The organism is Bradyrhizobium sp. Rc3b, assembly GCF_900114915.1.
In the GTDB taxonomy this organism is placed as follows: Bacteria; Pseudomonadota; Alphaproteobacteria; order Rhizobiales; family Xanthobacteraceae; genus Bradyrhizobium.
In genome coordinates this window covers 26,839-50,955 of the sequence record NZ_FOUS01000006.1, presented here as the reverse complement: position 1 = coordinate 50,955, position 24,117 = coordinate 26,839, and the positions used below count along the sequence as shown (strand labels likewise).

Here is a 24,117-nt window from a genome sequence, read left to right as displayed (position 1 = left end):
CTCCATCCCTCGTTTTGCTTGTTGGATATCGAAAAACACTTACTGCGCGCGGCGGCGGGTCTTCATGTCGAGCCAGACCGCGAGAATGACGATGATGCCGGTAACCAGCGGCTGCCAGTTGGCGCTGACCGAAAGCAGGTTCATGCCGTTCAGCACCAGCGTCAGGATCAGCGCCCCGATGAAGGTGCCGAACACGGTGCCGACGCCGCCGAACAGCGAGGTGCCGCCGATCAGCACGGCCGCGATCGCGGGCAGCGTCAGGCTCTCGCCGATATCGGCCTCGGCCGAATTGAGCCGCGACAGGAAGATGATCGATGCAAGGCCCGCCATGGTGCCCGAGACCGCGTAGACCAGCAGCAGGCGGCGCGCGACCGGGATACCGGAGAGGCGGGCCGCGACCGGATTGGCGCCGATCGCATAGATCTCCTGGCCCCAGATCGTGCGCTGCGCAAACAGCGTCCCGATCCCGAGGAACACCAGCAGCAGATAGACCGGGATGGGCAGGCCGAACAGATAGCCGCTACCGATCTGGCGGAAGCCCGCGGGGAAGCCGTGAAGGGTCTCGCCCGCCATGTACCAGTAGGTGAGGCCGTTCAGCACCCACAGCATGCCATAGGTGGCGATGAAGGAGGGGATGCGCAGCGCAGTGACCATGATGCCGTTGAGCAGGCCAACGATGCCGCCGCAGGCAAGCCCGGTGAGGATGCCGAGCGCGGGCGAACCGGTCTTGTGGATCACAGTGCCGGCGATGCAGGCCGACAGCGCAACATTGGCGCCGACGGAGAGGTCGAGGCCGGCGGTCAGCACCACCAGCGTCAGGCCGGAGGCGATGAAGAAGGTCAGGCTCGCTTGTCTCAGCACATTGAGGATGTTGCCGAGGCTGAGGAAGGAATCGCTGAGCACGGCGAGCACCGCGCAGATCAGGAGAGCTGCGAGCAGGCGATAGAACACCTGGATCGCGTCCTGCGACACGAATGAGCGGGGCGGCATCATTGCCTCTTTGGTGATGTCGGTCATGCCCGGCTCCTGAGACCATCGAGGAACAGCGCGACGATGACGAGCACGCCGACGCTTGCGACCTGCACGGAGGAGGGCAGCGAGATCAGGTTGAGCCCGTTGCGCAACACGCCGACGGAGAGGACGCCGAGCAGGGTACCGAGCAGCCAGCCATTGCCGCGCTCGAACGAGGTGCCACCGACGGCGACCGCGGCGATGGCATCGAATTCGAGGCCAAGGCCGGCGGTCGGGTGGCCGGAATTCATCCGCGCGGTCATCAACAGGCCCGCGATGCCGGCCATGGCGCCGCCGAGCGCGTAGACCGCGATCAGCAGCTTGTTCGGCGAGAGGCCGGCATAGCGCAGGGCCTCGCGGTTGCCGCCGAGCGCGAAGATGTAGGTGCCGAAGCGGGTGTGATAGAGCAGGCCGTGAAACGCAGCGTAGGTGACGAGCGCCATCACGATCGGCACGGGAATGCCGAGCAGTGTCGCCGAATAGATGTCGCGGACGCTGTGGGGGATGCCGACCACGCTCTGGCCGTCGCTGACGATCAGCGACAGGCCCTGGGCCATGCCGAGCGTGCCCAGCGTCGCGACGAAGGGCGGAATGCCGAGGATGGCGACCAGCCAGCCGTTGGCGACGCCGAAGGCCGCACCGACCAGCAGGCCGGCGCCGAAACCCAGCAACATCGATTTGGTGGCCAGCGAAACGATCGCGACGCAGAGCGAGGTCAGGGTCAGCACCGCGCCCATCGACAAGTCCAGCCCCTCGGTCATGATGATTAGGGTCATCGGCAGCGCGAGCATGGTCAGGATGGTCGACTGCACCAGCACGTTGGAGAGGTTGGCGACCGACAGGAAGCCAGGCGCGATCACGCTGAACAGCGTGATCAGGAGCACCAGGACGATGGCAACGCCGGGAATGCGTTGCAACGGATTGGGTTGTGAAACGACCGCGGCCTCACGCATGATGCATCCCCAATCGCACGATGTTTTCCTCGGTCAGTTCGTTGCGGTTCAGGTGGCCGGCGATGCGCCCCTCGCGCATCACATAGGCGCGGTCGCAGACATGGCAGATCTCGACCTGCTCGGACGAGATCATCAGTGCCGCCGCGCCTTCCGCGACCAGACGGTCGATCAGCGCAAAAATCTCGGACTTGGCGCCGATGTCGATGCCGCGCGTCGGCTCGTCGAAGATGAAGAGCTTTGAGCCGGCCGCCAGCCATTTGCCGATCACGACCTTCTGCTGGTTGCCGCCCGAGAGCAGGCCGACGGTCTGACGCGCACTCGGTGTCGCGATCCTCAATTGCCGGATCAGGCCGTCGGACGTGCGCTGCGCACCGCGCTGGTCGAACAGCCCGCTCGGGAACAGTTTTCGCAGCGCCGAGACCACCAGATTGTCGCTGACCGAGCGCAGCAGCGCGAGGCCCTCGCTCTTGCGGCTCTCCGGGATCAGCGCGATGCCCCGGCGGGCGGCGAGGTCAGGCTCGCCGGAGATGGTCTTGCCGTCGAAGATGATCTCGCCGGCGCTGACGGGATCGGCGCCGAAGATGGCGCGCGCGACTTCGCTGCGGCCCGAGCCGACCAGGCCGCACAGGCCGACGATCTCGCCCCGGCGCACCTCGATGTTGATGTCGGAGATGCCGGTCGAGGCGGTCAGACCCTTGACCTCTAGCAGCAGATCGCCGGGCTTGTCGGCAAAGTTGCGCGGATAGGTCATGTCGACGTTGCGGCCGACCATCATGCGGACCAGTTGGTCGGGCGTGACGTCGGCGGGCCGGACGCCGTCGATGCGCCGGCCGTCGCGCAGCACGGTGATGCGATCGCCAAGCGCGAACACCTCGGCCATCCGGTGCGAGATGTAGACGATCGACACGCCGTCGGCCTTCAGCCGCGCGATCAAGGCGAACAGCAGCTCGGTCTCGCGGTCGGACAGCGCAGCGGTCGGCTCGTCCATGACGAGGATGCGGGCGTTCTGGCTGATCGCCTTGGCGATCTCGACCATCTGCTGCTGCGCGACGCCGAGCTTATCGACAATGGTGGAGGGATCGATGTCGAAGCCGATGGTATCGAGCACGCGCTTTGCGTCAGCCAGGATCTTGCGGCGGTCGATGGTGCCGGGGATGTGGCCTTTCGGCTCGCGGCCGAGGAAGATGTTCTGTGCGATATCGAGATAGGGGACGAGCGAGAATTCCTGGAAGATCACGGCAATGCCGAGCTTCTGCGCATCGGCGGTCGAGGAGATCGCGACCTTCTCGCCCTTGTAGTAGAACTCGCCGGCATCGGCGCGGTAGGCGCCGCACAGCACCTTCATCAGGCTCGACTTGCCGGCACCATTCTCGCCCAGCAGCATGTGGACCTCGCCGGGGTGAACGGCAAAGGACACGTCATCCAGCGCCTTGACGCCGGGGAACTCCTTGCTGATGCCGCGCAGCTCCAGCAGCGGCGTCGGCGAGGTGACTTCGATGGGGAGCGCGTCGCTCATGCTTTGGCTCCGCTCGCAAAGATCTTTCCAGGGTTCATCAGACCATTCGGATCGAGCGCGGCCTTGATGGATCGCATCACATCGACGGCTTCGCCGAGCTCGTCGGTGAGGTAATCGATCTTGCCAAGCCCGATCCCGTGCTCGCCGGTGCAGGTTCCGTCCATGGCGATGGCGCGGGCAACCATGTGGGCCTGCAGCGCCTTGGCGCCTTCGGCCTCCTCGGGCTTTGTCGGGTCAATCAGGATCAGCATGTGGAAATTGCCGTCGCCGACATGGCCAACGATCGGCGCGGTAAAGCCGTGCTCGTCGGCGTCGCGCCGCGTCTCGGTCAGGCATTCCGCCAGCCGCGAGATCGGCACGCAGACATCGGTGATCACGGCGCGCGCGCCGGGCCGGAGGCCGAGGCCGGCATAGAGCGTGTTGTCACGGGCGTGCCAGAGCCGGCTGCGGTCTTCCGCGGCCTTTGCCCAGGCAAAGCCGTGACCGCCGTGGTCGGCGGCGATGGCCTGGGCGGCCTCGGCCTGCTCGGCGACCGAACTCTCGGAGCCGTGGAATTCGAAGAACAGGGTGGGCGCTTCGCGATAGCCGAGCTTGGCGTAGGCATTGATGCCGCGCATCATGACGTCGTCGAGCAGCTCGATGCGCGCGACGGGGATCGCGGACTGGATCACGGAGATCGCGGTGTCGACGGCATTATGGAGTGTGTCGAAGCTGCAGACCGCGGCCGAGATCGCCTGCGGCACCGGATGCACCTTCAGCGTGATCTCGGTGATCACGCCGAGCGTGCCCTCCGCGCCGACGAACATGCGCGTCAGATCGTAGCCGGCGGCCGACTTGCGCGCACGCTTCGCGGTCCGGATCACGCGGCCATCGGCCAGCACCACCTCGAGCGCCATGACATTGTCCTTCATCGTGCCGTAGCGAACCGCCATGGTGCCGGAGGCGCGCGTGGAGGCCATGCCGCCAATCGAGGCGTCGGCGCCGGGGTCGATCGGGAAGAACAGGCCGGTATTGCGCAGCTCCGCATTCAGCTGCTTGCGGGTGATGCCGGGCTGCACCACGACATCCATGTCGCTGTCGTGCACGCTGAGCACCTTGTTCATGCGCGCGAAGTCGAAGCAGACGCCGCCGGCGACGGAGGCCGCATTGCCTTCAAGCGAGGTGCCGGCGCCGAACGGAACGATCGGCATGCCCGCGCTCGCGCACAGCTTGACGATCTCCGCGACCTCCTGCGTGGTCTCAGGGAAGACGACGATGTCGGGCGGCAAATTGCGATAATGCGACTCGCTTTGCCCGTGCTGATCGAGCACGCCGCGCGCAACGCTCGCGCGCGGGCCGATCATGCCCGTGAGGCGCTCGGCCAAGATGCTCGTGCTGACCCGCGGTCCCATCCTCAGCTCCCGTCTGCTCCCTGTTGCCGGACTCTTGCTGGTCCGTCGCCGCTCTAGCTTAAGCGGCTCTTGCGTTGCTCGCGGCCTGCTTCAGGCCGAAATCATAGTTGAGATGGAAATACTCGCTGTCCACCATGCGACCATCAGGCGCACGGCCGGCCGGATGTCTCGCGAATTCACGGATCAGGCTGTCCTTGACGCCGAACACCACGTCCGAATCGAGATACTGGTCGCCGGCGACGAACACGTGTGTCACGAGCTGCTCAAAGCCGGGCGCGGAAATCATGAAATGCACATGCGCTGGCCGCCAGGGATGACGGCCCTGCGCCTCCAGCATCTCGCCGACCGGCCCGTCATGCGGAATGGGGTAGGCGGCCGGCTTGATCGACCAGAAATGAAATCTGCCGTTGGCGTCGGTGTGGAAGCGCGCGCGCATCGCGAGATCGCCGATAGCGTCGAGCTGCTGCACGTCGTAATAGCCGTCATCGTCGGAGTGCCAGACGTCGACGACGGCCCCTGCGAGCGGCTTTCCGTCGACGGTCGAGACCGAGCCGGTGACCAGCATCGGATCGCCCTCCATCGGACCGGAGATATCCGCGCCGCTGTCCTTCTCCGGTGCGGCCTGGACGAAGAACGGGCCGAGCACCGTTGTCTCGGTCGCGCCCTCCGGCACCGGGTGGTTGATCGCATCGACCAGCATGGAGACGCCGAGCGTGTCCGACAGCAGGATGAACTCCTGGCGCTTGTCGTCGCACATGTGGCCGGTGCGGGTCAGGAAGTCGATGCCGAACTCCCATTCTTTCTGGGTCGGACGGATCTCGCGGACGAAGGCATGAAGGTGTCGCACCAGCGCTTCGCTGACCTGCTTGATGCGCGGATCGGTTGCGTCCTTGATCCGCTCCAGCACCGCGTCGGTGATCGTGTTCTCGTTGAAATTGCGCATATGTGCCTTCCGCCGATCAGAGTTTGGGCTCGCCGAGCCCGGACAGCCGTTCGAGGTGCTTGACGGTCGCGATGAAGTCGGTGTCGCCGTCGCCTTGCGCGACCAGCGAGCCGTAGGTCTCGCGCACTTGCGCCGCGAGCTGCAACGGCACGCCGACGGCATGGCCGGCCCCCAGGATCAGGTCGAGATCCTTGGCCATCTGCTTGCAGGAGAAGGTCGACTCGAAATCGCGGGTGCGCAGCGGTGCGGTCTTGTATTTCACCATCGGCGAGGCAACCGCGCTGTCGTCGAGCACCTTCAAGATGTCCTGCCAGGCGATGCCGCCCTTGCGCGCCAGCGCCAGGCTCTCCGCCATCATCGCCGCCGATACCGCGATCATCAGATTGACCGAGAGTTTCGCGTAACGGGCTTCCTCGGCCGGCCCGAGATAGGTCTGCGCGCGGGTGAAGGCGGCGAACAGCGGCTTTGCGTTTTCGAAGGCGTCTTTCGGCCCCGAGACGAAGCAGGTCAGCGCGCCCGTATGAACGATGCTGGCGTTGCCGGAGACCGGTGAACGAAGATAGGCAATGCCGCGGGCCTGCGCCGCGGCCGCAACTTCAGTGGAAGCCTCGACGCTCACAGTGCTGGTTTCGATCAAACTGGCGCCCGGCGCCATGGCGGCGATAATGCCGGTGGTGCCGAGCAGGGCGCCGCGCAACGCGACGTCGTCGGGCAGGGAGGTGACGACAGCCGCCTTGCCGCTCACGGCCTCGGCCGGCGATGCGGCAATCGCAATGCCTTGCGTGCGTGCCTCGTTGATCCGCGCCGCGCTCTGGTCGAACGCGGTGACGGCATAACCGGCCTTGGTGACGAGCGCCGACATCGGCAGGCCCATCTTGCCGATCCCGATGAAAGCGATGTTTTTCGAGGTGTCTGTCATTGTTGTTGTCCGTTGGCGCCTCAGGCGGCGCGTCCCTGTCGTTCGATGTCCTGCACCAGCCGCCGGCCGGATTGCGCCAGCAGCTCTTTCTTCGTCTCCAACCCCTCAGCCAGCAGTCGTCCGTTCCGCTTCTTCCAGGCGCCGCCGATCATGACGGCCTCGATATTGGCGAGGCTCGTCTGCATCATCACGGTCGCAACGGCATCGTGCACCGGGACGAGGTTGAGATCGGAGGCGTTGATGATGACGAGGTCGGCAAGTTTCCCGGGTGTCAGCGAGCCGATCTGATCTTCGCGGCCGAGCATGCGGGCGCCTTCCGTCGTGATCCAGCGCAGCGCCTCGCGCACGGGAATCGTGGTCGTTGCGGGGATGGTGCCGCTGGTCTTGCGGGACTCCGCATTGTCGAGCGATCGCTGCATCGAGAGCGCAATGCGCGCGGCGGAGAACAGGTCGCCGGCCAGGATTGATTCGAGGTCAATGCCGATGGTCGGTCGCACGCCACGCCTGAGCAACCGTCCGGTGATCGGAAAGCCATGGCCCTGGATCATCTCGTTCTCGGGCGTCACCGAGAAGGAGACGCCGAGATCGACGAGACGATCGAGCAGATCGTCGGGCAGATCGTTGCCATGGACGATGTTGATGCCGGTGCCGACGAGGCCGGCTTCGATCAGCTTCTCCCAACCGCCGGGTGTCTTGGCCGGACCGCCGCCCTGATGCATCGATGCAATCAGCTTGAGCTCGCGCGCCATGCGGAAGTCATGCATGGCGACCTCGAGCGTCGAATAATGCGGGCCGAGGATCGCAAGCCCGAGCGTGACGAGGCCGTCGCGGTCGGCGAGGGGACCGGCCAGCAGCCGCTCGACCTCGCGGCGCGGATGCGGCACTTCCGAGAAATGCGGCTCGCCGGGCTTTGGTTCCGGTTTTGGCGAGCCATGGAAGAAGGCGGCGCGAATACCGCTCTTGATCAGGCCGCGCACGGCGGCGTCGGTATGATCAGGCGTCGGATTGTTGTGGCACCAGTCGACCAGCGTGGTGGTGCCGCAATTGATCTGGTTCAACGCGCCCACGAGGGTTGCGATGTAAATGTCGTCGGGCCGGAACACGGTCGCAAGGCCCGCATGCATGCGGCGGAAATATTCCAGCAGCGTCCAGTTCGCGGCATAGCCGCGCAGGCCGGTCTGCCAAGTGTGCATATGCGCGTTGATCAGGCCGGGGATGACGATGCGCCCTGCGCCGTCGATGACCTCGGTGTCGGCCGCAACGTCGATCGATGGCCGCACCTCGACGATGCGGTTGCCCTCGACCAGCACGTCGCCGTTGCCGAGGTCGCCGATCGCGTCATCCATGCTGATGACGGTCGCGGATCTGATCAAGGTGCGCTGCATCGTCAAGCCGCCGCCTTGATTGGGGCCGGCGGCTCGCCAGCCCAGGCGCGCGCGATCAGGTCGCGGATGGCGCCGCGCTCGAGCGGGCGCGGATTCCAGTAGGCGTTGGTGACGGCAAGATCCGCCGCCTTGTCGATGCCGCCCTCGGGCATCCCGATATCGCGCAGTGCCGTCTTCGCACCCAACCGCTTCGCAAGCTCGAAAAGTCCCTGCGATGCATCGGCAGCGCCGATTGCGCGCGAGACGCGTGCCATCGCGTCGGGCACGGCTGGCGCGTTGTAGGCGAGCGCATGCGGCAGCACGATGGTGTGTGTCTCGGCATGCGGCAGGTCGAAGGTTCCACCGAGCGTGTGGCAGAGCTTGTGATGCAGCGCCATGCCGACGGTGCCAAGACAGACGCCGCATAGCCATGCACCATAAAGTGCTTCGGTGCGGGCCTCGCGGTCGTCGCCCTTGGCCGCGATGGCAGGCAGGGCGCGGGCCAGTGCGCGGATGCCTTCTTCCGCCATCAGCGAGGTCACGGGATTGGCATCCCGCGCATAGAGGGCCTCAACGGCATGGGCGATCGCGTTGATGCCCGATGTCGCGGCCAGGCTCGCCGGCAGCGTCAAGGTGAGATCGACATCGTAGATCACGGTCTCCGGCAGGATTGCCGCATCGCGCACCGTGGTTTTCAGGCCGTTCTCGGTCTGGCCGACGATCGGCGTCATCTCGGAGCCTGCATAGGTGGTGGGAATGCAGAGCTGGTTGATTCCGGTGCGCAAGGCCAGCGCCTTGCCGAGGCCGGTGGTTGAGCCGCCGCCGAGCGAGACGACGCAATCGGCCTCGCACGCCTTCATCGCCGCCAGCGCACGCTCCGTAACCTCAACAGGCGTGTGCATGGTGGCGCCGGAAAACAGTCCGGCATAGAGCGGGCCGAGCGCCGCCCCCAGGCTCTTGCCCTGCGCCTCCTGCTGCGGCGTCGTCAGCACCAGCGCACGCTTGCCGCCGAGCCGCTCGACCTCGGCCTTCGCGGAGCCAAGCGTTCCGCTGCCGAACACGACGCGGCAGGGCAGGTTTTCAAAGGTGAACGAACCGATCATGCGCCGGTCTCTTTGATGGGATAATCGACCTGGAAGCGCCCGATCCGCAAGTCGCCAAGCGCCTCGCGCACGCGCAGATGTTCCGGATGGTTGGCATAGGCCGAGAGCGCGGCCTGGTCGGTGAATTCGGAGAACAGCACCACGTCGCAGGCGTAGTCGACGGCGCTGACATCCATGCCGACTTCGATATGGGTGAGACCGTCGATCCGGCCCTTGAGGCCCTCGAACAGGGTCTTGACCTTGACCCGGGCGGCGGAGCGCTCCTCGGGGCTTTCCCCGCGCAGCCGCCACATCACGATGTGCCTGATCGGGCCCGACATTTCCTGATTTCCTCGCCTGCCATTGTGCTTTGTTGGCGCTATTTTGCCTTGCAGAAATCGGAAATAAAGGCCAAAATTTGTAAGTCTCTTTTCCTATTTTCGCAAAAATGGACCGGCTGCTCCAACTCGAAGTCTTCTCCAAAACCGCCGAGCTCGGCAGCCTGTCCAAGGCCGCCGAAATCCTGCGGATGTCGAACGCGGCCGCCAGCCGCCACCTCAGCGCGCTGGAGGAACGACTCGCAGTCCGGCTGATCGAGCGCAACACGCGCCGCCTATGGCTGACGGAGGCAGGGCAGGAGCTCCTGCAGCGGTGCGGCACATTGTTGAACGAGCTCGCCGAAGCCGAGGATGCCGTCTCCGACCGCGCGCTGTCGCCGAAGGGCATGCTGCGCGTGACGAGCTCGCTGTCCTTTGCGATGATCTATCTCGCGCCGATGCTGCCCGCCTTCCGCGCGCTCTATCCTGATCTGAGCGTGCAGATCATCAGCGCAAACCGCTACCTGGACTTCATCGAGGCCGGCATTGACGTCGCGATCCGCACGCGCGAGCACGAGCCGGACTCCAACATCATCGTCCGCCGTATCGGCCAGATGCACCGCGTGCTCGCGGCGGCCCCGTCATATCTGGAGAAGCACGGCCGGCCGGAGCACCCTGCCGATCTCGCCCGCCACAACATGCTGATCTACAATCTCGCCAACGATCCCTATTCGCTGCGGCTCAGCCAGGGCAGCACGACGCAGACGGTGCGGATCGCGCCGACGCTCGACAGCAATGATGGCCAGATCATCTGCGGTGCGGCACGCGCGGGGCTCGGCATCCTGATCCAGCCACTTTACATCGTGCAGAGCGATATCGCGGCCGGCCGGCTCGTGCCTGTCCTGATGGGCTGGGAGCTGCCGCTGCTCACCATGAACATCGCCTATCAAAACCGCGTCCGGCTGCCCGCCAAGATCAGGGTGTTTTCCGACTTCCTGGTCAGCCACATCCGCGAGCATTCGGAGCCGGGGATCTGGATCGACGCGGCGAAGTGAGCGGAAGCATCCATGTATCTCGGCATCGATCTCGGCACCTCCGCAGTCAAGACCATTCTCGTCGACGGTGCCCAGCGCGTGATTGCAAGCGAGAGCCGGCCGCTGACGATCACCTCTCCGCAATCAGGCTATTCCGAGCAGGATCCCGCGCAATGGATCGAGGCGACCTTCGCCACGCTCGATGCCCTGAAGGTATCGCATGGAAGAGAACTCGCGGCGGTCGAGGGCATCGGGCTGTCCGGACAAATGCATGGCGCCATGCTGCTCGATGCGAGCTTGAGACCGCTGCGGCCTTGTATCCTCTGGAACGACGGACGCGCCGCCGCCGAGTGTCGCGTCCTGGAGCAGCGCTGGCCCGCCTTGCGTGCAGTGACGGGCAACAAGGCGATGCCGGGATTCACCGCGCCAAAACTGCTCTGGATCGCGAGGCACGAACCTGAAGTCTTTGCAGCGACGAAGTTGGTGCTGCTGCCAAAGGCCTACCTGCGCCTGGTGCTATCAGGCGAAGCCATCGAGGACGTCTCGGATGCGTCGGGATCCCTGTGGCTCGACGCCGCGCGCCGCGACTGGTCGGACGCAGCGCTCGCCGCGACTGGACTGTCGCGCGATCACATGCCGCGTCTGGTCGAGGGATGCGCGCCTGCAACGACGCTGCGCAGCGAGCTCGCGGAACGCTGGGGTATGACCCGGCAGCCGGTGATCGCGGGCGGCGCCGGCGACAATCCGGCCGGCGCCGTCGGCATCGGCGCGATCGAGCCGGGAACCGCATTCATCTCGCTGGGAACCTCGGGTGCCTTGCTGGCCCCGACCAACAGGATAGCCGCCAACCCCGACCGCGTCGTGCACACGTTCTGCCACGCCATTCCCGGCATGTGGATTCAAGCCGGCGCGATCCTGTCGGCTGCCTCCTGCCTTGCCTGGGCCGCGCGCGTGTTCGGCGTTACCGAGGCTGAATTGCTGGCACCGCTCGGATCGCGCCCGCGGGCACCTTCGCCCGTGAGCTTCCTCCCGTATCTCGCGGGTGAGCGGACGCCGCACGACGATTCCGTCGTGCGCGGCATGCTCGATGGCTTGAGCCATGGCACCGATCGCGGGATGATCGTGCAGGCGGTGCTCGAGGGCGTTGCGTTTGCGCTCGCCGATTGCCGCGACGCACTCGCCGATGCTGGCATTGTGATTGCGGAAGCCGATGCCATTGGCGGTGGTTCACGGTCCGGCTTCTGGCTCTCGGTGTTGGCGAACGTGCTGAACGTTCCGATCCACCGCTTCGCCGGAGGTGAGACCGGCGCCGCGTTCGGTGCGGCGAGATTGGGGCGACTTGCTGTCACGGGTGAGGCAATCGAAACCGTGTGCACGCGGCCGCAACGCATCGAGACGTTCGAACCTGACGCTGGGCTGACGGATGCTTATGCCGAGCGGCTTCCCGCGTGGCGCGAACTGTATCGGCCGCGCCACTAGCATCGCCTCGATGCTACATTCCGGCCTGTTCGGTATTGCCCTGTGCCGCGGCCTTTTGTTTAATGCGCAAGCCGCGCTGACAGAATGATTGAGACGCGGGTGGGAAACGCATTGTGCGCCGGGAGGCACGATGAACGATCCGATCCTCGAGATGCGTGGGGTCTCAAAATCCTTCTTCGGCATCAAGGCGCTGCGTGCCGTCGATCTCACCGTCTATGCCGGCGAAATTCATGCGTTGATGGGTGAGAACGGCGCCGGCAAGTCGACGCTGATGAAGATCCTGTCCGGCGCCTACAGACCCGATCCCGGCGGCGAGATCCGCATCGAAGGACATCCGGTACGGATCGAAGGCCCGCTCGGCGGCCGCGCGGCGGGCATCTCCATCATCTATCAGGAGCTGTCGCTCGCGCCCAATCTCAGTGTTGCCGAGAATATCTATCTGGGACGGGAGATATCGCGGACAGGCTTGCTGGCGCGCGGTGCCATGCGCGAGGCCGTCGGTCCGATCCTGAAACGGCTCGGCGCTGACTTCCAGCCGTCGACGCTGGTGGCGCATCTGTCCATGGGACAACGGCAGCTGGTCGAGATCGCGCGGGCGCTGCATGCGAGATCAAAGATCCTGATCATGGACGAGCCGACCACCTCCTTGTCGGCCGCCGAAAGCGAGCGGCTGTTCGCGCTGATCCGCCAGCTCAGGGCGGAGGGGCTCGCCATCATCTACATCTCGCATCGCATGGACGAGGTCTACGCGCTCGGCGACCGCGTCACCGTGCTGCGCGACGGCCGGCTGGTCGGCTCGCTCGACAAGGCCGAGATCCGTGCCGACACCATCGTGCGGCTGATGGTCGGGCGCGACGTCTCATCGTTCTACAAGAAGGACCATGATCCGGAGGCAGGACGCGGCCATCCCGTGCTCGCCGCGATCGACATGGCCGATGGCCTGCGCGTCAAGGGCTGCTCGGTCACCGTGCACGCTGGCGAGGTGGTGGGCCTCGCCGGCCTGATCGGCGCCGGCCGCACCGAGCTTGCGCATCTCATCATCGGCGCGGCGCACAAGACGTCGGGACGTCTCGAGCTGGAGGGGCGTCCGGTCGAGATCCGTACACCGGGTGAGGCGCTCGAGGCCGGCATCGCCTACCTGACCGAGGACCGGAAGGCGCTCGGCTTGTTCCTGGACATGTCGTGTCTGGACAACATCAACCTCGCGGTGCTTGGCCGCGATGCGAAGCTCGGCTGGTTCCTGGATCGTGACAAGGCACGCGAGCGCGCCGATCGAGCATTTGCAGGGCTCAGCATTCGCGCCGCCAATGTCGGCGTCCCCGCCGGTGGCCTGTCCGGCGGCAATCAGCAGAAGCTGCTGCTGTCGCGGCTTCTTGCCATTGCGCCAAAGGTGCTGATCCTCGACGAGCCGACGCGCGGCGTCGACGTCGGCGCCAAGTCCGAGATCTATTCGATCATCGACAATCTCGCCAAGGCCGGCACCGCCATCCTCGTCATCTCGTCCGATCTGCCGGAGATTATCGGCATCTGCGACCGCGTCGTCGTGATGCGAGCCGGGCACATCGCCGGCGAGGTCAGGCGTGAAGCGGCGGTCGCGCTGAACCAGGAAGACATCATGGCGCTTGCGACGGGGATGGAGCATCTCGATGCCTGACAATGGTGCTTCGCAGGCCAAGCCGGCATCGACGACGACCAACGGTGCTGCCGCAGAGTCAAAGCGCCAGCGGGTGAGGGTGCTGATCAGCGCGCTCGGCATGCTGCCGGTGCTGCTGATCCTGTGCGGCGGTTTCCATTTCCTGTCCGAGGGCCGCTTCTTCACCGGACAAAATCTCGGGATTGTGTTGCAGCAGGCAGCGGTGAACACCGTGCTCGCCGCGGGCATGACCTTCGTCATCCTCACCGGCGGCATCGACCTTTCGGTCGGCTCGATCCTGGCGGCTTCCGCGATGGCCGGGTTGACGCTCTCCAAGATGCCGGAGCTCGGGATGCTGTGGCTGCCGGCCGCGCTGCTCACCGGCCTTGGCTTCGGCGTCGTCAACGGCGCGTTGATCGCGCTGCTCCGATTGCCGCCCTTCATCGTCACGCTCGGTTCGCTCACCGCCGTGCGCGGCCTGGCGCGACTGCTCGGCGCCGACACCACGGTGTTCAATCCCTCGATTCCCTACGCCTTCATCGGCAACGGCTCGCTGACACTCATTCCCGGCGTCGTCTCGATCCCATGGCTCTCGGTGATCGCCCTGCTCGTTATTCTCGTCTCGTGGCTGGTGCTGCGCCGGACCGTGCTCGGCGTGCACATCTACGCGGTTGGCGGCAATGAAAGCGCGGCGCGGTTAGCCGGCATCAAGGTCTGGGCCGTGCTGATCTTCGTCTACGGCGTCTCCGGGCTTTTCGCCGGGCTCGGCGGCGCCATGCAGGCGGCGCGGCTCTACGCCGCCAACGGCCTGCAGCTCGGCCAGTCCTACGAGCTCGACGCCATCACCGCCGTGATCCTCGGCGGCACCTCATTCGTCGGCGGCATCGGCTCGATCTGGGGTACGCTGGTCGGCGCGCTGATCATCGCGGTGCTGTCGAACGGCCTGATCCTCGTCGGCGTCTCCGACATCTGGCAATACGTGATCAAAGGCCTCGTGATCATCGGCGCCGTCGCGCTCGACCGCTACCGGCTGCAGGGCTCCGCCAGAACGTGAAAGGTTCCGGTGCGGCTACTGGTCTGCCGTGCCTGACATGAAGACAGACCAGGGAGGAAGCCAATGTTGAAGACGATCACGCTCGCCGGCGCCGCGACGGCACTTGCCCTAAGCACCGCGCCGTCCTTCGCCAAGGAGCTCAAGTCGATCGGCGTCTCGCTGGGGTCGATGGGCAATCCGTTCTTCGTCGCGCTGTCGAAGGGCGCCGAGTTCGAGGCGAAGAAGACCAATCCCAATGTGAAGATCACGACCGTCGGCTTCGAATACGACCTCGGCAAGCAGGTCACCCAGATCGACAATTTCATTGCCGCCGGCGTCGACCTGATCCTGCTCAATCCGGGCGATCCCAAGGCGATCGGGCCGGCGATCAAGAAGGCGCAGGCGGCGGGCATCGTCGTCGTCGCGGTCGACACCGCGGCCGAAGGCGCCGATGCCACCGTGACCACGAACAACGTGCAGGCCGGCGAGATCTCCTGCCAGTACATCGTCGACAAATTGGGCGGCAAGGGCGATGTCATCATCGAGAACGGGCCGCAGGTCTCGGCGGTGATCGACCGCGTCGTCGGCTGCAAGAACGTCTTCTCGAAGAACGCCGGCATCAAGGTGTTGTCCAACGACCAGGACGGCAAAGGCTCGCGCGAAGGCGGCCTCACCGTCGCGCAGGGTTATCTGACCCGCTTCCCCAAGATCGACGCCATCTTCGCCATCAACGATCCGCAGGCGATCGGCACCGACCTTGCGGCGCGCCAGCAAAACCGCAGCGGCATCGTCATCACCGCGGTCGACGGCGCGCCCGATATCGAGGCCGCGTTGAAAGATCCGCAGTCGCCGCAGATCCAGGCCTCGGCTTCGCAGGATCCGTTCTTCATGGCACGGCGGGCCGTGCAGGTGGGTGTCGGCATCCTCAACGGCCAGAAACCGGCCTCGACCGTTGAGCTGCTGCCGTCCAAGCTCGTGACCCGGGACAACGTCGCCGAGTATAAGGGCTGGACCTCGGATCGTTCGCAGTAAGATGCGGTCCCGTGCCGGGAGCGATTGAAACGGGGATGACGGGCGGCGTTTGAAACCACGCTGCCCGTCATGCCAAAGCCGATGCACGTGCCGATCTGCTGTACGAGCGGGCGGGCTGCCTCTTGTGTTAGCCTCGCGCAACCTCGACCGGTCGAATCGGAAGCAGATCTCGTGAAATCCAGGACATCCGGCACCGCGTGGCGGCATGCCAATATCGGCCGCCTGCTCAACAACGCGGTTCGCCGCTTCGAAGGCCGCGTCTTCGAATTGATGGGCGAGCGGGGACACGACGAGACGCGCATTGCCCATGTCAGCCTCACCCGCAATCTCGACGTGGAGGGGACGCGGCTCACCGAGCTCGCCCGCCGTGCATCCATGAGCAAGCAGGCGATGGGCGAGCTGGTCGATCAATGCGCCGAGCTCGGCCTGGTCGATCGCATCGCCGATCCGACCGACCGGCGCGCCCGCATCGTCATGTTCACGCCGGCCGGGCGCAAATGGCTCGACGCGTTCCGCGATGCGGTCGACATCGCCGAGCAGGAGATGCGCGTCGAGCTCGGCAAATCCGCCATGGACGCGATCCTGAAAGGGCTGACGGTCTACGGGGCGAAGTTCGACACGCTCGACGATATCGATTAGTCAGGTAACTTGACGATATCGTCAGGCAGCCTTACCATGCGAGATAATGCTGGTGGGGAGAAGCCTATTGGAAACACGTCTGACGGCCTCGGTGCTCATCGTGGGCGGGGGGCCATGCGGGCTGATGCTGGCCAACGAGCTCGGCCGGCGCGGCGTGTCCGCGATCTTGGTCGACGAGAAGCCGGGCACCGCATTCAATCCGCAAGCCAACGCAACGCAGGCGCGCTCGATGGAGCATTATCGGCGGCTGGGTTTTGCCGACGAGATCAGGCGCGAGGGCCTGCCCGCGGACTACCCGACCGACGTTGCGTATTTCACCCGCTATACCGGTTACGAGCTGGCGCGCTTTGCATTGCCGTCATCGTCCCGCGCGAGCGAGCTGATCAAGGGCATGTCGGGCTCCTGGAGCGCAGCGGAGCTGCCGCATCGCGTCTCGCAAAAATATGTCGAGGCGGTGCTGCGCGGCCATGCCGAGCGGCTTCCCGGTATGCAGCTCAACTATGGCCACCGGCTCGTCGGTTACACCGAAAACGATGACGGCATCGTCGGCGAGATCGAATGTCTCGATGATGGCAGGCGCTTTCAGGTCCGGGCCGACTTCTTGGTCGGCGCCGACGGACCCCGCTCGGCGGTTCGCCAATCGCTCGGCATCGTCTATGGCGGCGAGACCGGGACGCAGCGCGATTTCATGGGCGGCCGCATGCTGGCTGTGTATCTCCGCGCGCCGGAGTTCTACGCCAGCATCCCGCACGCCAAGGCGTGGATGTACAATTGCTTCAATGGTGACCGCCGGGCCTTCATGGCCTCGGTGAACGGACGCGACGAATTCGCGTTTCACACCCAGCTGCGGCCGGGTGAAGATGAGAGTGCGATCACGGTCAACGAGGCCAAGGCCGCGTTCCAGCGCGCCTGCGGCGCGCCGATCGAATGCGAGGTGCTGTCGTTCGTGACCTGGACCGCAGGTCACGCGCTGGTCGCGAACGGCATGCAGCGGGGCAGGGTGTTCCTCGGCGGCGACGCGGCACATCTGTTCACGCCGACCGGCGGGCTCGGCTACAACACTGCGATCGAGGACGCGGTCAACCTCGGCTGGAAGCTGGCAAGCGTCGTCAAGGGCGTAAGCCCGGTATCGCTGCTCGACAGCTACGAGGTCGAGCGGCGTCCGGTGGCGCTCCGCAACACCGATTATGCCCGGCGCTTCGCGGACTCCCTTGGTCTGTTCGCGCCCGCGCCTGACATCGAGGACGCCACGGACGAAGGCAACGAAGCGCGGCGGACGGCAGGCGTCTATCTCGAGCAGCACGCTCGTGCCGAATTCAACATCCCCGGTGTTACCTTCGGTGGGCGTTACGACGGTTCGCCAATCATCGTCTCCGACGGCAGCCGGCCGCCGCCTGATGCTGCGAACGTCTACATTCCCAGCGCCTGTCCTGGCGGACGCGCACCGCATGCGTGGCTGGAGGACGGCGTGTCCTTGTACGATTTATTCGGATTCGAATGGACGTTGCTCCAGTTCGGCGAGGCCGCGCCGGCGCCCGCTGCGGTCGCCGACGGCGTCCGCGCGCTCGGGGCGGATGTGAAGCTCGTCAAGCTGCCGGGATCCTTGCGCGAACTCTATGACGCCGACCTTGCTTTGATACGCCCCGACCAGATCGTGGCCTGGCGTGGCAGCGCGTCACAGGTCGGAACGATCGGGCATGTCCTCGCCCGCGCGCTTGGGCACGGCGCAAGCGACGGCGCGCCGGCGGCTTCAGCCGGCGGTGTATGAACTGGTGCGCGGAGACTGAACGGCGGACGGAAGTTTGCTCGCGAAGGCGCGGGTCTTGGGTTGGACACGCGATCCGTCGATCACCTCGAGCCGGCCACAGCGGTTCAGGGTGTGCAGCTTTCTGCCGGGCCACACCGGTCCGGGCTTGAGGGAATGGCGGACGATCTGCTTGAAGGCCGTCGGCGACAGCTCGATGACTTCCGCCAGCGCGAGCGCCGCACCGTATCCGTCGGCACAGTTCTGGACCGGGCGCCACAATTGGTCATTGATGGTCACGAAATTCCCCGCCGGCCGCGTGCTTGCACGGTCGATCAGGACCGGATTGCTGGCGTGCGGCAACCAGGGTCCCAGGAGGTGCTCGGCGTAATAGATCGCCAGCGAGTCCGAATAACCGCCGGTGCCATCGCGCCAGGCGCCGAACAGATAATGCAGGCCGTTGTGCCGCGTGATCGTGACGTCGGCGAGCTCAAGGCCTGACAGCAGCGTCGCGTGTCGCTCCCATTTGTCCGGGAAGCGAACGCATTTATAGAGGGCAACGTCGCCGTGGATCGAGCTCTCCGGGATCATCCACAAATCGCCGCCGTCTTCGATCAGAAAGGGATAGGAGAGGTGCCAGGGCTCCTCGAGCACGGGCACGACCTCGCCGGTCGGCCCATTGTCACCGAACTCGATCGCCGAAATGATGCCCTTTCCAACCCGGTGATCGAGGTCTTCGAAGAAGACGAATGTTCGGCCATGCCACGTGACGGGAATGGGATCGGCGTAGAAGTGATTGCCGGGATCGGGAAGAATGTTCCAGCCTGGTCCAGACAGGTCGCCCGTCTGCCAGACGCCTGCGCCGTCGTTGAAACGCCACCCGATATGCCAATGCGGGGCGTAGCAGCAGAGGCGATAGATCTCCTTGGCGATCGACACGGCAAGGCCGCGCGCGACATAGCCGGCGGGACCCCGCCGCGAGCCATCTCCGGCGGGACGCGCCAGTTGCGGCACAATCCGCGGCCGTCCCGACAGGATCGCCGACACCATAGTCAGCGTTCGCGCCATGACGGTTTCGAGTGCGCCGCTGAGGCCTGCGGCGATTTCGCCGGAAGGATGGCCGCGATCGACGACCGAGCCGTCGACTTCGTTGACGATGTCGATCACCGGCAGGTCGCCGGCCAGGATGGCGGCGAGCGCGGCGTTTTCGCCTGCAACTCCATTGAACAGCGGACGGAGATACAGCCGGGCCGAGCCGTTCGGATTGCGCGCGCCGCCGGTGAAATCGACGATCACGTCGGCCGTCCCGGTGGGCGCCTGCGTCCGTTCCGCAACAATGTTCAGCCTGTTGGCGCCGCTGTGTTTGCCCTTGTGCAACACCAGGCGTTCGAGCTCGAACAGGGCGTCGAGGCCTGTGGGACGCGGCTCTGCAGTCGCCGTCCACGCGATTTGAACCGGAACGTCCCGGCCGTCGATCGACAGTGTCTGGCGATCCATCCACCGCCGCGCGTAGTCGCGTTCACAGCGAAACTCGATGATCATGTCGAGCCCATCTATTCCAACGTATCAGGTCAAGTGACCTGGCCGAGAATTCGAACGTATTCCTCCACCATGGCATCTACCGAATAGCGCAGCCGCAGGCCTTTGGCGTTTTGTCGCAGTTGGTCGCTCAAATGTTGGTCCGTCAACAGCCCGGAGACGGCTGCAGAGAGCTTCGCTTGATCGGAGGCATCGACGAAGAGCGCAGTCGGTCTTCCTTCGTAGGACAACACTTCGCGCAAGACGGGAAGATCGTTGACGACGGAGGGAACACCGGCGTTCGCAGCTTCGACCGCGGCCAGACCGAAGGTCTCGGCCTGTGTCGGGAATACGAACACGTCGAGGCAGGCGAGAAACTCCGCCATCCGGCTGGGCGGGATTTCCCCCAGCAAATGCAGCCTGTCTGACACCTTCAATTCACTCGCGAGCAGCTTCAGCCGGGCCTCGTCGGCTCCCTGGCCGGCAAGCGCGAGGTGCCAGGACGGTTGATCCGGCAGCAGACGTATCGCCAGGTCGAGACGCTTGTGCGGATGCAGCCTCGCTGCGCAGCCGAGCAATATACGATCCGGCGGCAGGCTGAATTTTTGTCGTGCGGCTTCCTTCGACAGGATCAGGGCCTTGTCATCGAAGCCGTGCGGGACATGCACCATGCGCGACCGGTAGGCCGCGGGGTAGCGCGAATATTCGCGCTCCATGTCTTGCGAATTGAGCGTGATGCGATCGAAGAAGCCGAGGCTGCCCATGGCGATGTCGGCGGTGCGGACCGGCCAGCTCATCGACAATGCGGATGACACCTGATTGGCGATGACAGGTGCGCGGCTGACGAGGCGCGTCACGCCGCCGCCGATGACGTTGCCGAAATGCTGGAAGGTCAGGACGGCGTCGGGCCTGATGGTGCTGATATGGCGGCCGAGCGCCCACAGCATCCGCAGCAGTGCCACCGGATTGCCGGGTCGGCTCGGTGCGCAATAGAGCGTATCGGGCGGCTCGTCGAAGGAATCCGATTTGCGGAAGAAAAATAGATTGGTGACGCGGTAGCCACGCGCGGTCAGCCCGGCGCCGAGAAGCCTGGAGATCTCCTGCGCACCGGCGTTCTCGGCTTGGGTCTGCGCGAGAAGCACGTGCAGCTTTCGTCCGCCGCCGTTCGACCGCGCGGGTGCCGTCGCGGTCGTCTCGCCCAATTCCTTGTTCGGCTGATAGTGGAGCACCGATCCCGACCCGCTAAAGAAACGAAATCTTCACCTTCTTAACTCCGTACCTATCATGCGGGCATCGCGCGGACACCGACTAGCAACAAACGGAGTTAATGCCAGGCCTGGCCGCCGACATCGCTCCCGCAGGCATTTCACGGGTTCCAGGATGCTGCGCAGCGAGCGCGTTAACCAATCGATCCCGAGCGCTACCAGCGCGTGATCGCGAACTGCCGGGGGAGGGCGTGATTGAGGCCTAGTCGCTGGAGTCGGCGCCGCGCACTGCATAATTGCCGCGCTTCAAGGCGGAGAAGCGCAGCAGCACGAGGATCGAAGGATCCACCCCTGTTCGGCGGCGGCAGAGGACGTTCAGGGCAATGGTCGCGAGCGCCAGCGATACGGTCGCCGAAATCGCGGCGCCAAGCACACCGAGCCAGGGAATGAGGATGAGAAATCCCACGAGCCGCAGCGCGACATTGGCGGCAACGACGGGGACGTAGATTCGTTCATGGCCGGTCAGTTGCAGGATCGCAGCAGACGGGCCGCCTGCGGCCTGGATGGCCGTCCCGATTGCGAGCACGATCAAGACCGAGTGCTGCGCGGTGAAATGAGGTCCGAACAGGTTGAGGAGATAGGGGCCGCCGATCCAGATCGTTGCCAGCCCGGCGATCACGCATAGCGCGGTCACCTCCGCCATCAGCTGCAAGGTTCGCTCGAACTCCCGGTGGTTCTTGCTGAAATACAGCGAGGGAAGCCGGCGGGCTCCGAACGTGTATAGCGCTGCCGACAGCATGGCGAAGATGTTGGCAAGGCGCGATGCGGCAAAGTAGATACCGGCAGTCACCGGATCCAGCATCCAGTACACCAGAATGACGTCGAAATACTGGTTTGCAGCTTCAAGGATGGATGCAAGCCAGAAGTGCAGGGCGCTCGAGCGCCAGCGGGACGTTTCGGAGCGCGCCGGAGTACCGCGCAAATCCGGCAGCACGCGCGCGATCGAAACGATTTGCGCAACCAGGCCCACCGATATGGCAAGTGTCATCACCGCCATCAACTCGGCGGGATCGAGTTGCCGATGACCGAGCAGCATGGCGAGCAGAAACAGGACGACGATGACTCGCCAGAAGAACTCGCGATTTCCTTCGCCCGTGAGAATGCTGACCAGGGAGCGTGCGATCTGGCTGCCAAGCATCACTCCGGCAGTCGCGGCCGTATAGGCCGACACCGCAAGTATGAGCAGCCACCCGTCGCCTCTCATGTCCGCCGCGATGGCGATCCCGATGATCACAATCAGCATTGCGACCGAGGTAATCTTGAAGCTCGACAGGAGAACACCTTTGGTGAGGTCCGGCCTGTCGCCGACCTGATACTCGTTCAGGAACCGCACCAGCAACGATTCCTGGCCGACCAGTCCCACGACGGCGGCGATCTGGGCAACCGAAAGCCAGGTCGCAAAGATACCGAAGCCGTCGGGCGACATCGTTCGCGCCGCCAGCGAAAACAACGCAAACGCGAGCGCGCCGCTACCAACCTTGAGCAGGATGGTACCGACGACACCGCGCGTGACATCGCGCCGCATGAGCTGGAGGATGGATTTAATCATGGAAGTTTAAGGAGCTGCTCTCCCCTGAAAAACATGTTCCGATATCGGTGACAACCTAGCATGCCGAAAAACAGCGAGTGTTAATGCGGGCGTCCAGGATCTCGCCCGCGGCTCGATACCGCGATGATGCCGGTTGCTCCACTGTGGAACATCGCCTTCCCCGTTGTCCCAAATAGAGCAGCGCCGAGCTCAGGCCGACTGACGGCATAGTGCCGCATCGACGGCCGATAAAGGCGAGATCAGGCGCTTGAATGCGGAATGGCTCGCCGGGATCGGCCGCAGAACTGCCGGAAGCCGGAATTTACCGAGAATCCCGAGCAAGAGGCGTGCCGGTTATCGTCTGGGTAGCCCGGCTCTCTGCTTCATTAACCTCGATACCGAGAAATGATCGCGTTTGGTCCTGCGATGCGACATCAGGCCGGAGAATTGCACGTGCGGCTTTGGTTGACCGTGGGAGCCTGGATCATGACGGCGGATAGAACTGTGACCGAGCCGATCGGCGCAGCTGGCACTTCGACGATCGTTGCGGACATCGCGATCGTCGGTGGTGGCCTTGCGGGATCGCTTGCGGCGGCCGTGCTGGCGCGGGCAGGGCATCGCATCGTCCTGATCGACAAGCGGGCAGTCTATCCGGACGAGTTCCGGGTCGAAAAGATCGGCGGCCATCAATTGGCGATGCTCCGCAAGCTGGGCTTCCTCGATGCGCTCGAAAATGTCGCTTGTCGATATGATCAGGTGCTCAATATCCGGGAAGGCAAGGTGGTCGATGTCAGCGTCGGCCAGGCCTACGGATTTCCCTATGCCGATCTCGTCGCCATGGCGCGCAGCCGGATCCCCGATCCATCCGATCTGATCGTCGACGAGGTCACCGCGATCAGCTGCAGCGACGACGTCCAGCATCTCGAGCTGGCCTCCGGACGGCGCGTGACTGCGCGCCTCGTCGTTCTGGCCACGGGCATGGCGGCGGCTCTCGGTTACAAACTCGGTATCAAGCGGCAGATTCTGGCCGAACGCCATTCGGTCTCGTTCGGCTTCACGATCGCCCGCCGCGATGGCGCGCCGTTCGATTTCGAGGCGCTGACCTGCTATGGCGAGCGCACCGCCGACGGCATCGACTATCTCAGCCTGTTTCCGGTGCGCGCCGGCATGCGGGCCAATCTTTTCATGTTCCGCGACCCGACCGATCCGATCATGCGCGAGCTGCGTCGTGAGCCGGAAGCGACAGTTCTGCGTCTGCTGCCGGGATTGCGGCCCTATCTCGGCGATTTCCGCGTCACTGACCGTGTCCAGAACTGGGTGATGGATCTGACCGTGGTCGAGGGACATCTCCAGCCCGGCATCGTGCTCATCGGCGATGCGTTCCAGACCAATTGTCCCGCCGCCGGCACGGGCGTCGCGCGCCTGCTGGTGGACGTCGATCGTCTGTGCACTGAATATGCTCCGAAGTGGCTCGCGACCCCAGGCATGGGCCTGGACAAGATCCCGCAGTTCTATTCCGACCGCGACAAGATTGCGGCGGACCAGCAGTCCCTGAAGATGGCGCGCTTCCGCCAGGCCCTGACATCCCGCAACGATATCGGCTGGGATGTCCGGCGCCGGTTGCACTTCCTGCGGCGCAGCCTGGCGCACCGCGTCGATCAAATGCATCCCGGCTGGCTCGGGCGAGTTCGCGGGGCGTTGCGCGCCTGAGCTCCG

20 protein-coding genes are annotated in these 24,117 nt (G+C 64.9%); 8 read left to right on the top strand and 12 right to left on the bottom strand.

The genetic code is table 11. The features are described 5' to 3' along the window. Positions 1 to 39 precede the first annotated feature (39 nt). From BM190_RS15305 to BM190_RS15265, 9 genes are read right to left on the bottom strand one after another with little or no spacing between them, the layout of a single operon-like run. On the bottom strand, positions 40 to 1,017 hold the full coding sequence (locus tag BM190_RS15305; RefSeq protein ID WP_092256108.1) for an ABC transporter permease: 978 nt from the start codon (positions 1,015 to 1,017) through the stop codon (positions 40 to 42). Then, entirely contained in the window at positions 1,014 to 1,964 is a 951-nt protein-coding gene (locus tag BM190_RS15300; RefSeq protein ID WP_092256105.1) for an ABC transporter permease, read from the bottom strand. Before BM190_RS15300 ends, BM190_RS15305 begins: the two co-directional genes overlap by 4 nt. Beyond that, a complete protein-coding gene (locus BM190_RS15295) occupies positions 1,957 to 3,480 on the bottom strand; it encodes a sugar ABC transporter ATP-binding protein (protein WP_092256102.1) in 1,524 nt (507 codons plus the stop codon). Before BM190_RS15295 ends, BM190_RS15300 begins: the two co-directional genes overlap by 8 nt. After that, on the bottom strand, positions 3,477 to 4,871 hold the full coding sequence (locus BM190_RS15290) for an FAD-linked oxidase C-terminal domain-containing protein (RefSeq protein WP_092256099.1): 1,395 nt from the start codon (positions 4,869 to 4,871) through the stop codon (positions 3,477 to 3,479). The genes BM190_RS15295 and BM190_RS15290 overlap by 4 nt, the downstream gene beginning before the upstream one ends. A gap of 58 nt (positions 4,872 to 4,929) precedes the next feature. Further along, a complete protein-coding gene (locus tag BM190_RS15285) occupies positions 4,930 to 5,814 on the bottom strand; it encodes an intradiol ring-cleavage dioxygenase (RefSeq protein ID WP_092256096.1) in 885 nt (294 codons plus the stop codon). 16 nt (positions 5,815 to 5,830) lie between these two features. After that, a complete protein-coding gene (locus BM190_RS15280) occupies positions 5,831 to 6,733 on the bottom strand; it encodes an NAD(P)-dependent oxidoreductase (RefSeq protein ID WP_092256094.1) in 903 nt (300 codons plus the stop codon). A gap of 20 nt (positions 6,734 to 6,753) precedes the next feature. After that, positions 6,754 to 8,118 (bottom strand): amidohydrolase family protein, encoded by a 1,365-nt coding sequence (locus BM190_RS15275; protein ID WP_092256091.1) that lies wholly within the window; start codon positions 8,116 to 8,118, stop codon positions 6,754 to 6,756. Between the two features lie 2 nt (positions 8,119 to 8,120). Beyond that, complete coding sequence (locus BM190_RS15270; protein WP_092256088.1) at positions 8,121 to 9,200, bottom strand: maleylacetate reductase; 1,080 nt, start codon at positions 9,198 to 9,200, stop codon at positions 8,121 to 8,123. Beyond that, positions 9,197 to 9,520: a Dabb family protein gene (locus BM190_RS15265; RefSeq protein ID WP_038947956.1), complete on the bottom strand. Its 324-nt coding sequence runs from the start codon at positions 9,518 to 9,520 to the stop codon at positions 9,197 to 9,199. The genes BM190_RS15270 and BM190_RS15265 overlap by 4 nt, the downstream gene beginning before the upstream one ends. A 107-nt stretch (positions 9,521 to 9,627) precedes the next feature. Here BM190_RS15265 and BM190_RS15260 point away from each other — a divergent pair, with 107 nt between their 5' ends. From BM190_RS15260 to BM190_RS15230, 7 genes are all read left to right on the top strand, one after another. After that, on the top strand, positions 9,628 to 10,551 hold the full coding sequence (locus BM190_RS15260) for a LysR family transcriptional regulator (RefSeq protein WP_018316009.1): 924 nt from the start codon (positions 9,628 to 9,630) through the stop codon (positions 10,549 to 10,551). A gap of 12 nt (positions 10,552 to 10,563) precedes the next feature. After that, on the top strand, positions 10,564 to 12,009 hold the full coding sequence (gene xylB, locus BM190_RS15255; RefSeq protein WP_092256085.1) for a xylulokinase: 1,446 nt from the start codon (positions 10,564 to 10,566) through the stop codon (positions 12,007 to 12,009). A gap of 130 nt (positions 12,010 to 12,139) precedes the next feature. After that, positions 12,140 to 13,663 (top strand): sugar ABC transporter ATP-binding protein, encoded by a 1,524-nt coding sequence (locus BM190_RS15250; protein WP_092256082.1) that lies wholly within the window; start codon positions 12,140 to 12,142, stop codon positions 13,661 to 13,663. Next, the gene (locus BM190_RS15245; protein ID WP_018316012.1) at positions 13,656 to 14,696 is read left to right on the top strand and encodes an ABC transporter permease subunit; all 1,041 of its coding nucleotides are present in this window, start codon (positions 13,656 to 13,658) and stop codon (positions 14,694 to 14,696) included. The genes BM190_RS15250 and BM190_RS15245 overlap by 8 nt, the downstream gene beginning before the upstream one ends. 63 nt (positions 14,697 to 14,759) lie before the next feature. Further along, entirely contained in the window at positions 14,760 to 15,707 is a 948-nt protein-coding gene (locus BM190_RS15240; protein ID WP_092256079.1) for an ABC transporter substrate-binding protein, read from the top strand. 171 nt (positions 15,708 to 15,878) lie between these two features. Beyond that, positions 15,879 to 16,346, top strand: a complete 468-nt coding sequence (locus tag BM190_RS15235) for a MarR family winged helix-turn-helix transcriptional regulator (protein ID WP_092256076.1) — start codon at positions 15,879 to 15,881, stop codon at positions 16,344 to 16,346. A gap of 46 nt (positions 16,347 to 16,392) precedes the next feature. Continuing rightward, on the top strand, positions 16,393 to 18,114 hold the full coding sequence (locus tag BM190_RS15230; protein WP_092256073.1) for an FAD-dependent oxidoreductase: 1,722 nt from the start codon (positions 16,393 to 16,395) through the stop codon (positions 18,112 to 18,114). Here BM190_RS15230 and BM190_RS15225 read toward each other — a convergent pair. The 3 genes from BM190_RS15225 to BM190_RS15215 form a co-directional block, all read right to left on the bottom strand. Continuing rightward, a complete protein-coding gene (locus BM190_RS15225; RefSeq protein ID WP_092256070.1) occupies positions 18,097 to 19,632 on the bottom strand; it encodes a glucosamine inositolphosphorylceramide transferase family protein in 1,536 nt (511 codons plus the stop codon). The two genes, BM190_RS15230 and BM190_RS15225, sit on opposite strands and share 18 nt — an antisense overlap. Positions 19,633 to 19,661: 29 nt before the next feature. Then, positions 19,662 to 20,837: a glycosyltransferase family 4 protein gene (locus BM190_RS15220; RefSeq protein ID WP_092256067.1), complete on the bottom strand. Its 1,176-nt coding sequence runs from the start codon at positions 20,835 to 20,837 to the stop codon at positions 19,662 to 19,664. Between the two features lie 238 nt (positions 20,838 to 21,075). Continuing rightward, complete coding sequence (locus BM190_RS15215; RefSeq protein ID WP_026201580.1) at positions 21,076 to 22,422, bottom strand: lipopolysaccharide biosynthesis protein; 1,347 nt, start codon at positions 22,420 to 22,422, stop codon at positions 21,076 to 21,078. Between the two features lie 465 nt (positions 22,423 to 22,887). On the opposite strand from BM190_RS15215, the gene BM190_RS15210 reads away from it, so the two are divergent. Then, on the top strand, positions 22,888 to 24,111 hold the full coding sequence (locus BM190_RS15210) for an FAD-dependent oxidoreductase (protein ID WP_177237089.1): 1,224 nt from the start codon (positions 22,888 to 22,890) through the stop codon (positions 24,109 to 24,111). The last annotated feature ends 6 nt before the right edge of the window (positions 24,112 to 24,117 follow it).

Bases quoted from the DNA above. Each gene is read 5' to 3' on its own strand.
- BM190_RS15305 (WP_092256108.1), bottom strand. From the start codon at position 1,017: ATGACCGACATCACCAAAGAGGCAATGATGCCGCCCCGCTCATTCGTG.
- BM190_RS15300 (WP_092256105.1), bottom strand. From the start codon at position 1,964: ATGCGTGAGGCCGCGGTCGTTTCACAACCCAATCCGTTGCAACGCATT.
- BM190_RS15295 (WP_092256102.1), bottom strand. From the start codon at position 3,480: ATGAGCGACGCGCTCCCCATCGAAGTCACCTCGCCGACGCCGCTGCTG.
- BM190_RS15290 (WP_092256099.1), bottom strand. From the start codon at position 4,871: ATGGGACCGCGGGTCAGCACGAGCATCTTGGCCGAGCGCCTCACGGGC.
- BM190_RS15285 (WP_092256096.1), bottom strand. From the start codon at position 5,814: ATGCGCAATTTCAACGAGAACACGATCACCGACGCGGTGCTGGAGCGG.
- BM190_RS15280 (WP_092256094.1), bottom strand. From the start codon at position 6,733: ATGACAGACACCTCGAAAAACATCGCTTTCATCGGGATCGGCAAGATG.
- BM190_RS15275 (WP_092256091.1), bottom strand. From the start codon at position 8,118: ATGCAGCGCACCTTGATCAGATCCGCGACCGTCATCAGCATGGATGAC.
- BM190_RS15270 (WP_092256088.1), bottom strand. From the start codon at position 9,200: ATGATCGGTTCGTTCACCTTTGAAAACCTGCCCTGCCGCGTCGTGTTC.
- BM190_RS15265 (WP_038947956.1), bottom strand. From the start codon at position 9,520: ATGTCGGGCCCGATCAGGCACATCGTGATGTGGCGGCTGCGCGGGGAA.
- BM190_RS15260 (WP_018316009.1), top strand. From the start codon at position 9,628: ATGGACCGGCTGCTCCAACTCGAAGTCTTCTCCAAAACCGCCGAGCTC.
- xylB (WP_092256085.1), top strand. From the start codon at position 10,564: ATGTATCTCGGCATCGATCTCGGCACCTCCGCAGTCAAGACCATTCTC.
- BM190_RS15250 (WP_092256082.1), top strand. From the start codon at position 12,140: ATGAACGATCCGATCCTCGAGATGCGTGGGGTCTCAAAATCCTTCTTC.
- BM190_RS15245 (WP_018316012.1), top strand. From the start codon at position 13,656: ATGCCTGACAATGGTGCTTCGCAGGCCAAGCCGGCATCGACGACGACC.
- BM190_RS15240 (WP_092256079.1), top strand. From the start codon at position 14,760: ATGTTGAAGACGATCACGCTCGCCGGCGCCGCGACGGCACTTGCCCTA.
- BM190_RS15230 (WP_092256073.1), top strand. From the start codon at position 16,393: ATGCTGGTGGGGAGAAGCCTATTGGAAACACGTCTGACGGCCTCGGTG.
- BM190_RS15225 (WP_092256070.1), bottom strand. From the start codon at position 19,632: ATGATCATCGAGTTTCGCTGTGAACGCGACTACGCGCGGCGGTGGATG.
- BM190_RS15215 (WP_026201580.1), bottom strand. From the start codon at position 22,422: ATGATTAAATCCATCCTCCAGCTCATGCGGCGCGATGTCACGCGCGGT.
- BM190_RS15210 (WP_177237089.1), top strand. From the start codon at position 22,888: ATGACGGCGGATAGAACTGTGACCGAGCCGATCGGCGCAGCTGGCACT.